Here is an 18,848-nt window from a genome sequence, read left to right on the forward strand (position 1 = left end):
GAATAGAAAGTGCAGAACTTCTTATAAATTAATGGAGTTTCTGGCTATGTTAAGTATTTTTTCACGAAGTTTGTTTTTAGTTTTATTGGTTTTGGTGGAGGCTCAGGCTCAGGCGTCTAAAGCTGAAACCTATGTCAGTAAGCTAATCACCTCAGATATTCTTTCCATTGATCGTATTCCCAACACCCAAGAGCTTTTTATTGGTGGGTATAGGGGGTTTTTAGGAAAAGTTAGGCTTTCAGAAGAAGGTGCTAGATTCGAAGAGCTGATGGCACCTTTGTCTATCGATATCCTTGTTATTAAGGCGTTTTCAGCTGAAGAAGCAGTTATTGGAACTTCAAAAGGTGATATTTATCGGCTTGTTAATGGAAAGTTACAACATGTCAAAGCACTATCTGAATATAAAGACCCGATTCTTGATATGGCCGTTAAGGGTAATGAGGTTTGGGCTGTTGGGCCAAGGGGACTAATTGCTAAATCTAAAGATAGAGGGAAAACTTGGGAAACCTTGATCATTGATGAAGTTAAGAAATCTGTGACACTAACGTCGAACTCATCTACGACATGGTTTTTGGGTGTGTCAAATATCATCCCTGAAACATTTGTTTTTAGTGCAACGGTAAACGGAAAAAAGGTGGAGGAAGATGAGGATTATTACCTTGATGCTAATGCAGGGAATATTGAAATTGTTAATCCGCTTGATGAATCCAGTAATTTAAAACTGGAATTTAGCTATCTGCCAGGTCCTCAATTCCAAGCAGGAGATGTTTCACTTAACACAGTTAGCTATGGCATGGGCACAGTGCTGATTGCTGGAGAGTTTGGCACGGTCATTATCTTAGATGAGGATGGCAGCTGGAAGAGTATATATGAAGATGTTAGGCAAGAAGAAGTGGTTATGCCTTACTGGATAGAAAGTAGCGCTAGCGATCAAAATGTTGTGATGGTTGGCGCTGGTGGGGTTGCAACTATGACTCATAACGGCGGTGAAACTTGGGTTCAGCACAATATGAAGAATGACAATGGTATTTTTGACGTTGCTTTATCAGGCGAAGGTGGGGCGATAGCAGCGGGTGCAGTTGGTACAGTGGCGATACTAAAGGGTGGTGAATGGGACATAGCAGATCGATCAAGCTTGGATTTGATTGCTTGGCTCAAAGCTGTCATTAGCCTGGGTGATGGTTCGCATTTAGTGGCGGGTGGCCGAGGCTCATTGGTCCTATATAAAAATGATACATGGCATAAACTGGTTTTACGGAGTGTGAACTAATGACTGAGGTACATAGTAAAGCGGGCCGAGTTTCCGCTAGGATCGCGAACTGGGTAGTTGAACACCGGAAAACTGCCTACATATTAGTTCTTTTGCCGAGTTTGCTGTTGGCATATTCGATTCCGTCAATAGAGATTTTTTCACGTTTTTCTGATTTATTGCCACAGCAACACGAGTACGTTAAGAACTACAATCGGATGAAAGAAGTGTTCGGTGGGGCAAATGTTATTACGATGTCCTTAGAGTCCAAAAAGGGTGACTTATTCACTAAAAAAACCTTAGACAAGGTTAAGTATTTAACCGAACAAGTTGATTTGATCAGCGGCGTTAACCATTATCAAGTTGCTAGTATTGCCCACGCTAAAATCAGAGTGGTTAAGACTAATAAAGAAGGAATGGTAATTTCAAGAGCGGTTCTGCCTAGAGAGGTTCCTTCGGATATAGTTGGCCTAAAAACACTTAAAGAAGAAATACTTAATAACCCCATTGTTTATGGAACTTACGTGTCAAAAGATGGAAGTTCTGCCTTAATAACAGCAGGGTTTGATGAGAAGAGACTGGATTATGAACAGATACATACTCGTCTCTCTGAGCTTAAAAATGAGATAGAAAAAGATGGTGAAACCTTGCTGCATATTGCTGGCGAGCCAATGCTCAAAGGGTGGATTTACAGCTATTCAGAGCAGCTTTACCAAATATTTTTTATTACTTTCCTTATTATTATCGTTTTATTGTTTATGCATTTTCGTGCGATTTCTGGTGTGTTTATTCCAGTATTCTGTACGTTGCTATCGGCTGTTTGGGGGCTAGGTCTAGTCGGATGGATGGACTATAACCTAGACCCGTTAATTTTAGTTGTGCCGATTCTAATCTCTGCACGTACAACGAGTCATTGCGTTCAATTGATTGAGAGGTTTCAAGACGAAAGAAGGAATGGTGCATCTCCTCAAGAGGCTGTTCGAACTTCAATGGGTGAATTAATGATCCCTGCCTTTATTGCAATCTTTACTGATGCTGCAGGCTTGCTTGTGTTGTCAGTTTCTTCAATTCCAATGATCTCTAAATTAGGCGTTTACTGTAGTTTTTGGTCATTAAGCAACATCGTTACAGTGTCAATTTTGGTGCCCTTGCTATTACTTTCTTTTCCAGTGCCTATTAGACAGAAAGCGGGGAAGGTGACACATTCTTTCGCATCAAATTTTATGGGTTCATTAGGGCGTTTTTTAGTATCTGGAAAGTCGACTATACCGGTTACAGTTTTAGTCATAGTTATTTTAATGGGCGGTTTCTTTTATGGGGGGAAGGTAACGGTTGGCGAAAATAAACCTGGCTCACCATTATTATTCGAACACTCAGAATACAACCAAGCGGCGCAAAGAATTTCAGAAAAATTTGCAGGCGCTAATCAGCTTAGTATCTACATTGAAGGCGAGGAAGCCCATGTTGTTAAGCGCCCAGATGTAGCAAAGACAATGGAAGCGTTTATTGAACATATGCAAGATGCGCCTAAATTCGGGGGTACACGCGACTTACCAACCCTGGTTCGTTCAGTGAATAGACTGTATCACTATGATGACCCACGCTGGTATATCTTGCCTAATTCACAAAAAAACATAGGCAATACCTTGTTTATGTATGAAGCGGGTGCCGCTGTACCTGGTGTTATCCAAGAATATATGGACCTTGAAGGAAGACGCGCCAATTTTGTTGTTTATTTTAAGGATGCAACTGGGAGTACTGTTGATGCAGCAATAGAACGGGCCAAGGAGTTTATTGAGACGCACCCATTGGAAGGGGTTAAATATTATTTAGCTGGTGGAATCATTGGTGTTACAGCCGCCTCCAATGAAGAGGTGGAATATTCAGAATTGATGCAAACAGTATTGATATTAATGGTTGTAATGGTATCGGTAATTGTCACTTATCAGTCATTTGTTGCAGCGTTATTTGTGTTTGTTGTGTTGTTTTTAGCCATTGTGATTAACCGTGCCTATATGGGGTTTCGTGAAATAGGTCTAAACATCAACACGTTGCCGGTTACAGCTGTTGGTATAGGTATTGGGGTTGATTATGTCATTTATGTTATCGACAGAATCAAAGAAGAATATCACATCAATATGCTTAAAGTGGGTGACAAAATAATTGATAAAACGAAAGAGTTAAATGAAGCCATTATCACCACATTAAGAACGACTGGTGCTGCAGTTGTTTTTACTGCCGTGACGGTCGTTGGCGGCATTGTGTATTGGATACCAGGCTCGGCCTTACGCTTTAATAGTGAAATGGCGATACTCCTTATTTTGTTAATGGTCAGTAATATGATTGGTGCTATCACTATCGTGCCTTTGCTCATTAGAGTATTGAAGCCTAAGTTTTTAGCAAAGGGGTTAGATAAAAAACTGGGGCAAAAAAAGTAAGACTAATTGATGTAGGTGTAGAGGTAGATGTAACTAGGTTATTAAAAATAATGAAGTAAAGGGGAAAACTATGAAAATAAGGTTAATTTGTATTGGGCTTATAGGGCTGCTGCTGTTTACTGGCTCGAGTATGGCTCGTCAGTCGATAGATTTGGCCGGAGGGGAGTTAGAGTATTCTGGCTATCTTAGAAATGAAACGAGGTATGGTTTAGGTGAGCATGAAGCAACACAAAATATTGTAAGATTGCAAATTGAAGCTGCTTGGAAAATCGAAGAGTTTGGTATTTTTGATGAGTTTAGTATCAATGCGGTTATCCGCCCTGAATATGATACTTTGTTTAATTCTAGAGATGACAAAGTCTCTTATTTAGGTGAAAGCTTAAATTTTGCGACAGATCCTTTGGCTTATAGTGGGTTTGATTTTGCATTTGCGCTGCCCAGTGGTTCGCTATCTACAGGTGGTTTGTTAAAAAATGTTAATGAAGGTATATGGTCTGCCAATAGATTAAATCAATTTGAAGTGATTGCAAATCACGCGGGAAACTTCCCGTTAGTTGCACCTTTAAGCGACCATAAACTAGCGTGTAAACATTGCCCAAACGTTAATACTAGCTCTAGAGACGTTGCATTGAATCGTAATGATACATCCGGTGACTTCTATCCATTAAGAGAGCTTTTCGTTGATGCTATTGTCGGTGATTGGTGGCTTCGCTTGGGTAAACAACAAATTGTTTGGGGTAAAACAGATTTCTTCAGAATGCAAGATATCGTTAACCCAATGGATTTTGGCCAGCATTTCTTTTTTGATCCGTTTGAAGATATTCGAGTGCCAGAATGGGCCGCCTCGCTCCAATACAAAGCCGGGGATATTGGGCCATTACAAGAATCGGCTATTACTGTTGTATGGAACTTTGATGAATTTAAACCAGTCGGTTTAGGCAACCATGCGCAAGCATGGGCGCACCCATTTGCAAAAGAGATCGGTACGTTTGCTGTGTTTAATTCGTATTTTTCACCGGATCCTTGCGTTTCTGCCGCAACAGCTGGCGCTGCAGGTGCACCAGGTTCAACAGTATGTGTCGCAGGTGATGGGCGTTTACCATCTGGCTTTGGTATACCAGTGGGGTTGTCAGAATTTGAAGTGCCAGACTATAAGCTCTCAAATACCGAAATAGGTGGGCGTTTTGAATTTAAGTTGGGTGAAGTTCGTTTTGCCTTATCGCATTACTATCATTGGGGAGATGGTCCAGTATTTAAATTTAACTCTATTAATTTAAATACATTAGCGAATGGTATTCCGTTAGGTTCTGCAAACGATGCACTAGTTTTTGGTTTAACTGACGGTGCTGGTGGCTCATCAATTGAAACACCAATTACTGTGATGTCACCAGAGGCTGGTATTGCTTATGTAGCGGCTAATGGGGCAGGAGCAGCTCAAATAGCGGCACAAGCAGCAATTGATCAAGATAAGGCAAGCATCTTTTATAGCCAAGGTACGACAGCAGGTGGTTTAACATCGGTTGTGTTTGATCAAGTTCACACAACAGGGTTATCGTTTGATTACTTTGACGACAATACAGGCATTGTGTTTAGGGTCGAGTCATCGTACACATTTGATGAGCTGGTAAACAATACCTATAAAGCGGATTGGGTTGATACCAGTGATGTATTTAGATTTTCAGTGGGCGTGGATAGACCAACCTTTATTAAGGCACTAAACCCGCTAAGAACATTCTTCTTGTCAGCGCAATTATTTAATACGCATTATTTGGATTATGAGGGTGATAGCCATACAGGCTTTGTACCCAGTGAAAATAATTTGATTTTGACGTTGTTTGCACAAACTCAATACATGAGAGATCGTTTAATTCCAAATGCTTTCTATGTGTATGAGGATGGTTCTGATACTCACGTTGCTGGTGCTTCGGTTCAATACTTAATCGATAACCACTTCTCAATTAAAGGTGGAATCAATATTATTTCAGGTGGGGAAGATAACCAGACGTTTGACGTAGGCCCATTCAGTGCATTTGCTGGAGCAGGTACGACGCCAACGGCGAATGAGCAGCAAGCTGTGTTTGGTTTTGCTAAAGAAGGTATTGGTGCTTTAAGAGACAACGACGAGCTATTCCTTCAACTGCAGTATCAATTTTAATAGTTTTATTAGGGAGAATTAATAATGAAAATGAAGAAAATCAAGCTATTAGTCATAGCATTAGGTATTTCATGCCCTTTAATGGTCGGCGCATATACTCAAGCAGATGTAAAAAAATGGCTTGAAGAAAATAATGCGGCTACGGTAAGTTTTAAAGATGGGGACGTCATAACTTATCAAGACAAGGACAAGATAAAAGCATTTATACCACCAGGTTATGAAAGCATTATGAACTTTGAAGGAATGAAAGTAGTCGTCAAAGACCCTACAGACCTTAGTCCATCACAGGTTTATGATGATGCGACGGCAAAGTTTCAATCTAAAGTTTCTTTAGCAGCAGATGGCTCACTGGTTGATTACGTAGCAGGCGAACCTTTTGATCCTGCAAGTTTAAAAGTTGGTGATGCAACATCAGGTATTAAAGCGGCTTGGAACTTCAATTATAGATGGCAGCGACAAGGCCTAAGTTCGGACCCTGTTCATTGGGTTTGGGTACGTGAAGGGGGCGATCACGAAGGGCATGAGTTAAGAAAAAACAAAGATTATGGTGAACTTTTTGGTGGTGGAGGCTCATTTAATAGAGCATTGTGGTCATCATATAAACGTGTTTATTTTAATCATAGGGCCGATCTAGCAGACCAAGATTACAAGTTAAAAGGGAGCATGGCGAGAGATACGGAGTTTAGAGAACTAACCAGTTTCTATGAGCCGTTTGATATTGCAGGTACAGCTTTTATGATTCTAAGGCATCTAAAGCCTAACAAAGCGGATGACTCATGGGCTTATGTTCCAAGTACTCGTCGAGTTAGGAGAATTTCTGTTGAGGCGAAAACGGATAGCTTATTGGGTACCGATCATACGCTTGAAGATTTCTTTGGTTTTGCAGGTCGAGTAATTGATCATGATTGGGAGTATGCTGGAACGGCTCGTATTCTTGCTGTTGCAAGGTCACGTAATCGCAATGCTACCTTCGCAGGTCCGAATGGTTGGACTCCTGATGATAACTGGGAGTTGCGAACAACAGATGTGTTTATTCAGAAGCCTCGCAGCGCTTCACATCCTTATTCCATAAAATATATTTTTGCAGATAGGCAGAACCATACTAGCTACTTTTCAGTTGCTTTCGATCAAGCAGGTGAACTTTGGAAAGTGTGGCAACAGTCTCGAGTTTGGTCTGAGGATCCTCAAGGACTTGGTCGTAAAAAGATGTCAGAAACCGCATCAGGTTTAAACGTTAATATATTCCAATCTATTAATGTGGTTGATCTTCAGAATGGTAGAGGCACATTGGTGCCAACACAGAATGCCTATTACCCAATGGATAAGCTTTCCAAAATCAAGCGGACTATGGATGTTAATAAACTGACTGAAGGTAAATAAGGGATTAGTTGTAGTTGGATCAATAATTATTAGTGGGCTCTAGTAGCCCACTTTTTTAGAATAAAATGACATATCAACCTAAAAAGACATTTCATAACACACTTTTGACGCTCTTTTTGATTGTAGGTTTTCAACCTATATCATTAGCGGTGGGCTTTGATTGTACGAAAGCCATTAACGCAGCGAAGAAGGCTTATGCTTCGGATAACCAATACGATAAGTTTCTTGCAGTTGAAGCGTTGGATATGGCTGATCATCAGCTTGATACGGACTTTTTGTTACAGGCGATTGACCCACAAACTCCATTTTTGACCCGTTCCGCCATTTCAACAATTGCTGCATTGAATAAAGCCAGCATGACGGAGCAACTCATTAGCAAAGCAGCAGCTGACGATGAAATATCAGATTTACTGATAGATACCTTGCAGCACGAAGGCATGGTTGGCGCAGAAAATTTTATTAGTCGGTATCTTCTAGAACACCCTAATAAGTTTGATCAAATAAAGGTCATGAAAGCGATTGCTAAAGCAAATAATAGCTCGTTGGCAGATGAATTAAAAAAGAACTATAAGACTTATAACAGGGACAAGTTAGTTCAAGCATATGCCCTGTATGCAATAGTTAAGTTGCGAAATGAGTTTCAAGGTGCAAAAGATGAGGCATTAGTTTTTGCCAATGACGCAGATCCTCTAGTAAGAGAAATGGCTGTAATAGTTTTAGGTGAGCTGATGATAAAGGAATCAGCTATCCGATTAAAAACGTTAATAAATGACAATGAGCCAAGAGTGGGCATTGCAGCACTAGCAAGTTTTTTGAAGGTGACGAATGGGGAAAAAAAAGAAGAATTGATCTCCATTCTTAAATCAAAAAACATCTCTAGTGGTGAAATAGCTGCTGGGAGTTTAAAACGTTTACCAGCGCCCCTAGCGATGGATATTATAAAAAAATCATTAGTTGAGAATACAAATACAAGAGTTTTTCTAAGGGTTATGGAATCAATAGCAGTTTTAAAAGGAGGAAAGGCAATTGAGTTTCTTCGTTTGGGACTTGCACACCAAAATGAAGATATTGTGGTGCAAACACTTTTTGCTATTGGAAGTAGATCTTTGCTATCTGAAAGAGAGCTATTGACACCTTTTTTAGAGAGTGAGAATGCTGCTTTTAGAAGTATAGCTAGCTGGGCATATTTGAAGCATCCGTGTTAGCTAATTATTATTCTAAATAAATGAGGTCGAAATGAATACTAAATTTGATATGTTATTTTCACCATTCAAACTGGGTCAGCTACATTTATCTAATAGAACAGTAATGGCACCATTGACACGTTCACATTCTCCAAATGGTGTGCCTGGAAGTGATGTTGCCGCTTATTACAAGCGAAGAGCTGAAGGAGGTATTAGCCTCATTATTTCTGAAGGAACAACGATTAACCATCGTGCCTCAAATGCTTATAGTGATGTGCCTAGGTTTTATGGAAAAGACGCGTTGGATGGTTGGAAAAAGGTACTTGATGGCGTACACGCAGCTGGCGCTAAAATGGTTCCACAAATATGGCATGTTGGGATGCATAGAAAAGAGGGAACAGAACCAGTGCCGTCTGAATGTGGCGTTGGGCCAATTGATGTTTTTGAGGATGGTAAACTTATTACTAGAGGGCTTGATAAACTCGAGATAACTGAAATTATAGCGGCATATGCACAGGCCGCGAGAGACGCAAAAACTCTTGGGTTTGATGGAGTTGAAATACATGGTGCACATCAATACTTAATTGACCAATTTTTCTGGGAGCAAACAAATAAACGCACGGATGAATACGGTGGAGATATACAAAAAAGAGTCCGTTTTGGTGCTGAAGTAGTATCAGCCGTCCGTGAGGCTGTTGGAGAGAGTTTTCCAATTTTATTTCGTTTTTCGCAATGGAAGTTGCTGGATTACACTGCAAAAATTGCTAACTCACCAGAAGAATTAAGAGAAATATTAATGCCTCTGAGTGATGCAGGTGTTGATATCTTTCATGCAAGTACACGTCGTTTTTGGGAACCAGAGTTCGAAGGGTCAAGTTTGAATTTGGCTGGCTGGGCAAAAAAAATTACGGGCAAGCCTTCAATTACCGTCGGCAGTGTCGGTTTAGACAAGGAGTTTACTCTTGAGCATTTTTTAGGTACGGAGGACCCACAAGCAGGAACAACTGGCATAGATGAGCTGTGCTCTAGGTTAAATGATGGTGAGTTTGATTTGGTGGCATTAGGGCGTGCTGTAATGGGAGACTCAGAATGGGTCAACAAAGTAAAAATAGGCGATTTAGAAAGTATTAAACCCTTCGATAAAGTTGCACTTAGCACCTTGACCTAACGTTAATGAAAATTAGCATGTTTATGTACAAATTTATTTAACATGCTTAACTATATTCAAAAGGCTTTCTTTTCAGCTCTTTTTGTTATTGTCTACACAAACTGTTCTGCCGTTTCTTTTTCTGAAGGGGACTTCCTATCTTGGTTAACGTTAAACCAATCTTCTATCGCTAACTTTTCTGCCGGAGATGTTGTTCATTATGCAGACAAAGAAAAGTTTCGGCCATTCGTGCCACCTGGCTATATTGATATTTTGTTTTTCGACAAAATGGAGTTTATGCTCCAGCCATCAAAGAGATTTTCACCCTCAATAGAATATCAACAAGCGACGAACCTATTTTCTGGACGACCTTTTTTAGATGAGTCGGGTTTATTAAGAGACTATCAAGCTGGGGAGCCATTTAATCCAAGCTCTCTGAATGTTAACGATAAGTTTTCTGGGTATAAGGCTGTATGGAATTTCAATTATCGTTGGCAACGACAAGGCTTAGAAGGCAAAAATTCGCAATGGATATGGGTTAGGAAAGGTGGAGAACATAGCATTCAAAGTACGGATGAAGAATTCAAAGGGATGTACCTAGGAGGCGGAAAATTTGAGCGTATTTTAAATGCCAAATACAAACGCGTTTACTTTAATTCACGAGCTGATCTTTCTAAAACCAACTACAAAATAAAAGGTCGGTTTGGTCAAGATGAAGAGTACCGTGAAGTTATTAGTTTCTATGCACCGTTTGATATTAAAGATACAGCTTACCTGACTATTCGGTACCTTGATGCTGAAAAGTCAGATGATGCATGGGCCTATATCCCATCTACTCGGCGAGTGCGGCGAGTATCCGCTGACTCTAAATCAGATAGTTTATTGGGCACAGATCATACACTTGAAGATTTCTATTGTTTTTCAGGAAGGATTGATGAGCATACGTGGAAATATTACGGTGTTGCGAGAATACTTGCTGTAGCTCAATCTAAAAGGGCTGCGGCATTTTATTATGGTCCCGATGGCTGGACCGCCAACGATGATTGGCAGCTAAAGGAAGTTGATGTTTTTGCACAAATTCCCAAACGCAAAAATCATCCATATTCAATCAAATACATTATGACAGACCGTGATAATCATCATGCTTATTACTGTAATGCGTTTGACCGATCTGGAGTGATATGGAAGGTTTGGCAACAATCAAAGCTATGGAGTGAAGACTCACCAGCAAGAAAATATGCAAAACAACGAGGCTTTGATGTTGATGGGTTAAATATTCCCGTTTTTCAAAGTTCCAATGCAATTGACCTTCAAGCAGAGCGTGGCACCATTGTTAATGGAACTATTGGTGGTTATCCACTTAATAAAAGTTCAAAAATAAAACGTGAAATGGATGTGAATAAGCTAACAGAGGGTCATTAAGGTTGTCTTTTATGAGTGTCCTTTTTTTAGACAATCTGTTTGATTTTGATGCAATTTTTGATGTTAATTTATCCTCCATCTTAGTTAAATATATTTAACTAAGATATTGATATATAAGAATATATTGTTATATTTTTGTGTTTGGCACGAAGAATGCTTTTGTTTTAAAGAGATGTTTTATTTGAATAATTAAAATGAGTTCCTCAGGAGGACATGTATGGCTACTGTAATGAAAGAAGGTTTAGGATTACCGATTGAAAAAACACTGGCTTATAAGCTGAGACAGAAAGATGAGTTATATGAAGAGTCTGGACATTATTGGGGGACGAAAGAATTAACATTAAAGAATAAAGACCCTATTAGGTTTGAACAGTTCTTCTCGCGGTTGCAATCAGCAGTATTCGCCGCCCGAGAAAAAGCAAGGTATGTGGCGGCCAGCCCTGGTGGTCGTGAGATGGGTGAGTCAGTATGGGCTTTAACCACGGCTGAGGGGGACACCTTGGCGATGTCACTCGGCTTTATCTCACATTGTGCTGCGTTTCCCGTCTCTGTAAAGCACATGATTGATAATGATTTCGAAGAAAATCCTGGCATCAATGATGGCGATGTTTTTGGTGCTGATGACCCATTAACGTCGGGTGCTCCACACCCTGGCGACACGTATACATTAGTACCTATTGCTGTTGAAGGCGAAGTTGTTGCCTGGGCATGTTCGGTTAACCATATTATGGAAGCGGGTGCGCCGCAGGCGGGTAGTTGGCCAGTATTTACTGTTGATACCTTTATGGATGGCTTTGTTTTCCCTCCCATGAAGACAGGGGAGAATCTCAGGCAAGCAAAATGGTGGGACAATCTTTGGATGCGCCGTACACGTGCGGGTGCGATGAATATTTTAGATGACAAAATGCGTTTAGCTGGTTGTTCGATGATTCATAGCTCTATTCATGAAATTATCGAAGAATACGGTGTTGAATATTACACACAAGCATGTAAAGAAGTTATCGAAGAAAGTCGCCAAATGATTCTCGATAATATGCGTTCGACCTTAATTCCTGGTCGTTACGAAGGCAGTTGTTTCAGAATTTCTATGCTAAAAGATCAACAAAAAATCTGGAAGCACGCTGATAAGAATGAAATGATTCACGTACACACTATGTTTAGCCAAGATGAAAAAGGCGGCATTGTTTGGGATACAGAAGGTTCTTCTCGTTGGGGTTATCACGGATTTAACGGTTACCCTGGCGGATCTGATGTTAGCTTGTATTTAGGCATTACGACGACGTTTGCACATAGCTGTAAAGCGAGTGCCGGTGTGAATATGAACGTTAAAAGTATTTACCATGAAGGCAGTATTTATAACCCAGATACCGAGTTTGCCGCTTGTGCAAATATTTGGGCTCAGTCAATGCAAATGCAATGCCTTTCAGCAAGTGCTATCCACAGAAATTTCTTTATGCGCGGCTATTTAGAAGAGGCTTTCGCACCTGAAGACTCATGGGATGGTGTGCAAGGTAGTGGTGTTTTAGAGGATGGAACACCGTATGGTTTTACCAATTTCGAATGGGTTGGTGGTGGTGCAATGGGTGCGTACCCATTTAAAGATGGAACTCCGTGTACTTGGGCGCAGCATACACAATTGTGTAATGTCGGTAATTCTGAAGAGTTTGAATATTTGATCCCACCTTTACATCACTTAGGTAGGAAGTTAGAACCCGGCTATTGCGGACACGGTAAATACCGTGGAGGTGTTGGTCAAAGTTCTGTTCATTGGATGCAAGAAACAGGTCAACGTTTGGGTGTTTCTCGAGGTGGCTCTGCAACAGCGATGACGACTTATGTATCTTCAGGCATGAATGGGGGTTACCCTGCGCCAGGTGTCGTTACGGTCACTGCATTAGATACAAACCTGCAGGAGTTATTTGAAACAGGTGGTGATACACCAACAACAGCTGGCGAGGTGTTGAGTTACGTTAATGAAGGTAAATTAACTGGTGATGTAACGGTCTGGAAATATGATCCACCAGAGCAAGCAATGGGAGATGATGATATTTGGGCAAATTCTGCGGGTGCCTCTGGAGGTTGGGGTGACCCATTAGAACGAGAAATTGCGTCAGTGGTGGAGGATATTCGAATTGGTCAACTACCTGAAAGCTTTGCAAAAGTTATGTATGGCGTTGTGGCAAGTAAGAATGATGTTGGACAAGTAACGCTTGATGAATCATCTACTAGCACGGCACGAGAGGTATTGGTTGCTGCTCGTCGGTCGAACTCAATACCTGCTTCACAATGGTGGAAGGATCAAAAAGTCAAAGTAGAGTCACATACGATTAGAGAGGAACTACTAGAAATGTATAGGAGCTCTACCAGTTTTGATGGCTACGATAAACACTACCGATCTTTTTGGCAGTTAGACGATAAATTTGAAATATAACGCAAGAGTTAAATTCAGCGATATAAAAATTTAAGGTATTTTGGGAGAAAGAAATGGAAAAAGTTGATAAAGGTTTAATGAAAAAACTGGTCGAAGGCCATATATCGGATAACGATGTAGATGAAATGAGGCGTATGGCAAAAAAGGACCCAGAAAGATTTTGGACTTATCTTGATGTGTTGAAAGAAAATGTTTCATGGGATAACCAAATTCTAATGAGGTTGAATGATCATTTATATATTGTAAAAAAAGGTGAAAGTGAGCGAATTGTTAAATGTGATTGTGGCCATGAATACGGCGATTATCGAGTGAACTGGAAATTAAAAACAGATATACGAACAAGAGATACCCAAGAGCAAATGGAAGAAGTTTATTATCCAGCTGCTGCATCGCCCGATTCTGAATGGATGGAAATACGCGAGTTTTACTGCCCTGGCTGTACAGCTCAATTGGCGATAGAAGTTGTTCCACCAGGGTACCCGCTTATTTTTGAGGCATTACCCGATTTAGACCGGTTTTATAGGGAGTTTTTGAATAAACCATTAAGTGATGAGTCGCCTGATTGGTTCCAAGATAAAACAGTCGAATATTTAGCAGCACTTTAAAAGTAATTTTAGGAGAACTTTATGTCAGTTACGAAAGGTTTATTACGTGAGAATAAAAAATATATATTAGCTCTCGATGCCGGCGGCACAATGACAGACACCATTTTGGTCCAAGATGATGGCACATTTACTGTAGGAAAGGCGTTAACAAATAAAAAAGACGAAGCCTCAAGTTATTTAGAGTCTGTTGAAGATGCGGCGCAAAGTATTGGTATTACTTCGAAAGAAGCACATGAAAGTGCCTCTGTCAGTATCTATGCCGGTACGGGTATGCTTAATACCTTGTTAACCGGTACTGGTAAAAAAGTAGGTTTGATCGTCACTCGTGGCTTTGAAGATATGTCTATTATGGAAGGTGGTTTGACATATTTAGGTCAAACACAATCTGAGATTTTACATAATCAATTACATAAACATACAAGACCTATGGTTGATCGCCAGAATATTCATGGCGTTAGTGAACGAATAAGTGGCGGCAGTTATTTTATGGAAAAGCATATAGCGCCGGGCACTGTATTGGCACCATTAAGTGAGAAGCATGTTAGGGAAGGCGTCAAAAAACTCATTGCATCCAATGTTGAAGTTATTGGGATTTTGTTTATAAACTCTTATATTGAACAAAGCCATGAACACCGTGCAAAAGAGATAGCATTGGAAATGGTTGAAGCGGCGGGTGTTAGTATCCCTGTTGTCTGCTCATCTGATATAGCGCCTGTTAGCAAGGAAAATAACCGCTTGAAGAGCTTATTATTACAATGTTTTGCTGCTGAACATACGCGTGAAACTATTGTTGATGTTGAAAAATCAGCTGTAGCAGATGGCTATGATGCACGATTGTTAACGCTATTATCGTATGGTGGTGCGGTTAATGTTGAATACCCTAGATTGTATGAGACAGTTATTTCCGGCCCCATTGGTGGCATGATGGGTGCGCAGGTAATGAGCCATAAACTTGGTTTAAAAAATGTTTGTACTGCTGACATGGGAGGGACAAGTTTTGATGTAGGTCTTATCGTTAATAATATGTTAACGATTCGTAAAGATCCTGATTTTGCTGGGCATCGTTTGGCGTTACCAATGGTTGCCATTGATTCTGTGGGTTCAGGCGCGGGCTCTGCGGTATGGATAGATGAGTACAAGCGTCTTCATGTGGGGCCAGAAAGTGCTGGCTCGGAGGTCGGTCTTTGCTATAAATATGACAAGTTAACCGTCACCGATGTGAATGTGGCGATGGGCTACGTAGATCCTAATTATTTCTTGGGTGGCAAAATAATCTTAGATGCTGAAAAAGCTAAGAAAGCATTGAAAGAAACAATTGCTGACCCTTTAGGGCTTGATATTTATGAAGCAGGTAAAGGTATTTTGGCGGTTGTTAATGCGCAAATGCGTGATGCAGCAAAGGCTATTCTTGTCTCAAAAGGTTACAACACGCGTGACTTTACTATGATGTGTTACGGTGGAGCGGGCCCTGTTCATATGTGGGGTTACACGCAAGACTTTGATCTGGCTGATGTTATTACCTTCCCCTACGCGGCTGCTTTTTCAGCTTTTGGTGGAGCGTGCGCTGAATACCTACATCGATATCATATGGGTGTGGTCATTACAATTCCAAATGGATTAGGTGATGATGGGAAAGTCGGTGTCGCTAACGAGATTGATACGGCATGGCGCACACTTGAGAAGAAAGCAGTTGATGAAATGGAGTCTGAAGGGATAGATTCAGAAGATCTAGTATATCGCTACGGTTTTTATGGGCGTTACATGGGGCAGTTGGAAAGTTTTGAGACATTACTAGAGTCAGGTGAAGCGAAAAGTGCGGCTGATATTGATAGAATCATTGCGGCGTTCGAAGAAATGTATACCAATATTTACCCGGATGGCGCAAGGTTCCCAGATGCTGGTTACGCAGTGACGGAGGTGTTTGTACAAGCCGTTGCTCCTAAGGCGATGCCTGAGATTACTAAACATGAACTTGAGGGAGTAATACCACCAAAAGCGGCGTATGTTGAAAGCAGAGAAGTGAGCCATGAAGGCCAGTTCTATGATTTTAAGGTTTGGCAAATGTCAGAACTTAAGGCTGGAAATGTTATTCATGGTCCTTCAATTATCCGTGACCCGATGACAACAGTTATCATTCCACCAGAAAAGCGAGTTGAGTTAGACGAATACCTTATCTTGCATTATCGGTAAAATTTAAAAGCCGCTATCTTACACTTTGTACGGTAGCGGCTTTTTTGTATGCTTTAGATAAACAAGCATCTTTTTATAAATGAGTACGTTTTAAAGCAAATCAAGATATGTTTATGGAGTTATAAAATGCAATTCGAGCCTTATCCAGACATCGTATGGCAGCCGACAGAAGAGTTACTTGCTAATTCGCAAATACAAAAGTTCATTAATGCCGCGGGCGTTAAGGACTATGATGAATTACTGAGTAAATCTGACAATGACCCGGAGTGGTTTTGGAATGCAGCAATAAAGTTTCTTGATATCAAGTTTTATCAAGATTACGACAAAGTGGTAGACCTATCGGGTGGTATTGAGTGGAGTCGATGGTGTGTAGGCGGCAAAACAAATGTAGCATTAAATTGTTTAGATAAGCACAAAGGGACAGATGTTTGGGATAAAACCTTTATTCATCACGAGACTGAAGCGGGGTATAAAAACTCTTTAACGTATGCCGAACTTGATGCGAAAGTTTCTCAATTAACTGAAGGGTTGCGTTCTTTAGGGCTCAAAAAAGGTGATGCTGTCGGCCTTTATATGCCGATGATTCCAGAAGTTGCTATTGCATTTTTGGCCATTATTAAAATGGGTGGAGTTGTGATTCCTCTCTTTTCCGGTTTCGGTCCAGAACCCATTATTGTGCGTTTAAATGATGGTGAAGCTAAAGCGGTTATAACCGTTGATGGCACCACAAGGCGGTCCAATGTGGTCAATTTAAAATCGACCATTGATACAGCACGCAAAAGTATTCCAAGTTTAAAACACGTTGTTGTTTATCAACACGTGGGCATGGAGAGCTGTACAGAAGAGGGCGACGTTGATTGGTTGGCATTAACAAAAAATATGCCAACCATTAGTGATACAGAAGTCATGGACGCTGAAGATCCAATGATGCTTGTTTATACATCGGGTACGACCGGAATGCCTAAAGGAACGGTGCAAACCCATTGCGGCTTTATGGTTAAAGCGATGTTTGATTTGCAGGTGATGTCAGAGTTGACGGAAGCTGATCGTTTACTGTGGATGAGCGATATGGGGTGGGTCGTTGGCCCGCTTGAAATTATGGGGGTAAGTTTTGTTGGTGCGACATTAATAATGGGGGAGGGTGCGCCTAATTACCCAGAACCTGGCCGAATTTGGCGGCTACTTGAAGAATATAAGGTTAGCTGGCTAGGCTTTGCACCGACTATTGCGCGTATATTTATGAGTCAACCGGAGGAAAGCATTAGCCAATATGATTTTTCTTCGCTAAAAGTTGTACTAACGACGGGTGAGCCTTGGAATCCAGATGCTTGGTTATGGTTTTTTGATAAAATCTGCAACAAGCGTGTGCCGATAATGAACTTAACTGGAGGGACAGAAATTGGTTGTGGGATTTTAGGTTGCACTATTGCTAGGCCATTAAAACCGTGTTGTTTTAATACACAAATGCCTGCTATGGGCGCAGATATTATTGATGAGCAAGGTCTTTCTATAGAAGATGGAAAAGTCGGTGAGCTAGTGCTTCGCCATGCGTCTATAGGTTTAACACGTGGCTTGTGGAACAACCCTGAACGCTACTTAGATAGTTATTGGCGAACTATTCCAGGGCTATGGGTGCATGGTGACTGGGCGGTAAAAGATGCTCATGGCATGTGGTACGTGTTGGGACGTTCTGATGACACGTTGAAGATTTCAGGAAAGCGCACCGGCCCAGCAGAAATTGAAGGGCCATTATTAGCAACGGGGAAAATTGTAGAAGCAGCCGTTATTGGGGTGCCCGATGAAATTGGTGGCTCTGCGGTGGTCTGTGTTTGTGTACCTAAAGAAGGTTTTGTTGAAGACGAGCTACAACAAGAACTAATAGATGCAGTGGTCAATGAAATGGGGAAATCCTATAAGCCTAAACAAGTAGTTTTTGTTGAAGATTTACCAAAAACTCGGACCATGAAAATTATGCGCCGTGTTGTTAAGGCGCTTTTAGTAGGTGCAGAACCGGGCGATTTATCATCAATGGTCAATCCTGAGTCAATTGATTACATTAAACAAAAAAAGCTGAAATGATTTTTAGAAAACCGTCGTTATTGTCTAACAGGCCTTTTAGCTAATTTTCTTTGTAAGGTACGGCGGTGCATATTAAGCTGTCTTGCAGCTTCTGAAATATTTCCATTGCACTCCAATAAAACTTTTTGCATATGCTCCCATTCCAAACGTTTAACGGATAAAGGCTTATCCGACGGGAGGACTTCAGAATCGGCGTCTGTTTGCTCAAACGCAGCCAAGATTTCATCAGCATTTGCTGGTTTAGTAATGTATTGAATAGCGCCTAATTTAACGGCCTCTACTGCGGTTGCAATGCTGGCATAGCCTGTCAGCATGATGACCTTAGTATCCTGGTTTTTTTTCTTGAGATGTTTGATTAAATGCAGGCCTGATCCTTGCTCTAACCGCAAATCCACTACGGCCATTTCGGGCTTAAATTCGTCAATTTTTTGGATGGCTTGATCTTCTGTATGCGCTGACTGAACATCAAAGCCACGACGTTTAAATGCATCGCTCAATACGGAACAATACACTTCATCATCATCAATAATTAACATTCTTTTGTTGTTATTAGTCATGAAATCCAAAG

Annotated in this window: 12 protein-coding genes; 11 read left to right on the forward strand and 1 reads right to left on the reverse strand. The window is 40.8% G+C overall.

Going from position 1 to position 18,848, the window contains the following annotated elements; translation table 11 throughout:
• The first annotated feature begins 46 nt into the window (after positions 1–46).
• The 11 genes from AB1Y31_03710 (at position 47) to AB1Y31_03760 (ending at position 18,280) form a co-directional block, all read left to right on the forward strand.
• On the forward strand, positions 47–1,270 hold the full coding sequence (locus AB1Y31_03710) for a hypothetical protein (protein ID MEW4982270.1): 1,224 nt from the start codon (positions 47–49) through the stop codon (positions 1,268–1,270).
• Positions 1,270–3,687: an MMPL family transporter gene (locus AB1Y31_03715; GenBank protein ID MEW4982271.1), complete on the forward strand. Its 2,418-nt coding sequence runs from the start codon at positions 1,270–1,272 to the stop codon at positions 3,685–3,687. Before AB1Y31_03710 ends, AB1Y31_03715 begins: the two co-directional genes overlap by 1 nt.
• 70 nt (positions 3,688–3,757) lie before the next feature.
• Positions 3,758–5,842 (forward strand): DUF1302 family protein, encoded by a 2,085-nt coding sequence (locus tag AB1Y31_03720; GenBank protein MEW4982272.1) that lies wholly within the window; start codon positions 3,758–3,760, stop codon positions 5,840–5,842.
• A 24-nt stretch (positions 5,843–5,866) separates the two neighbouring features.
• Positions 5,867–7,222 carry a DUF1329 domain-containing protein gene (locus AB1Y31_03725; GenBank protein MEW4982273.1) on the forward strand — a complete coding sequence of 452 codons (1,356 nt, stop codon included), beginning with the start codon at positions 5,867–5,869 and terminating at the stop codon, positions 7,220–7,222.
• Positions 7,223–7,287: 65 nt separating this feature from the next.
• A complete protein-coding gene (locus AB1Y31_03730; protein MEW4982274.1) occupies positions 7,288–8,427 on the forward strand; it encodes a hypothetical protein in 1,140 nt (379 codons plus the stop codon).
• Positions 8,428–8,458: 31 nt separating this feature from the next.
• Complete coding sequence (locus AB1Y31_03735) at positions 8,459–9,574, forward strand: NADH:flavin oxidoreductase (protein ID MEW4982275.1); 1,116 nt, start codon at positions 8,459–8,461, stop codon at positions 9,572–9,574.
• Positions 9,575–9,616: 42 nt separating this feature from the next.
• Positions 9,617–10,975, forward strand: a complete 1,359-nt coding sequence (locus AB1Y31_03740; protein MEW4982276.1) for a DUF1329 domain-containing protein — start codon at positions 9,617–9,619, stop codon at positions 10,973–10,975.
• 217 nt (positions 10,976–11,192) lie between these two features.
• On the forward strand, positions 11,193–13,406 hold the full coding sequence (locus AB1Y31_03745; protein MEW4982277.1) for a hydantoinase B/oxoprolinase family protein: 2,214 nt from the start codon (positions 11,193–11,195) through the stop codon (positions 13,404–13,406).
• A gap of 53 nt (positions 13,407–13,459) precedes the next feature.
• A complete protein-coding gene (locus tag AB1Y31_03750) occupies positions 13,460–14,011 on the forward strand; it encodes an acetone carboxylase subunit gamma (protein MEW4982278.1) in 552 nt (183 codons plus the stop codon).
• 21 nt (positions 14,012–14,032) lie between these two features.
• The gene (locus AB1Y31_03755) at positions 14,033–16,201 is read left to right on the forward strand and encodes a hydantoinase/oxoprolinase family protein (protein MEW4982279.1); all 2,169 of its coding nucleotides are present in this window, start codon (positions 14,033–14,035) and stop codon (positions 16,199–16,201) included.
• A gap of 126 nt (positions 16,202–16,327) precedes the next feature.
• Positions 16,328–18,280 (forward strand): AMP-binding protein, encoded by a 1,953-nt coding sequence (locus AB1Y31_03760; GenBank protein ID MEW4982280.1) that lies wholly within the window; start codon positions 16,328–16,330, stop codon positions 18,278–18,280.
• 17 nt (positions 18,281–18,297) lie between these two features.
• On the opposite strand, the gene AB1Y31_03765 is transcribed toward AB1Y31_03760, so the two are convergent.
• Positions 18,298–18,837, reverse strand: coding sequence for a response regulator transcription factor (locus tag AB1Y31_03765; protein ID MEW4982281.1), 540 nt, complete (start codon positions 18,835–18,837; stop codon positions 18,298–18,300).
• Between the last annotated feature and the right edge of the window lie 11 nt (positions 18,838–18,848).

This window comes from Cycloclasticus sp. (assembly GCA_040743155.1).
Lineage (GTDB): Bacteria > Pseudomonadota > Gammaproteobacteria > Methylococcales > Cycloclasticaceae > Cycloclasticus.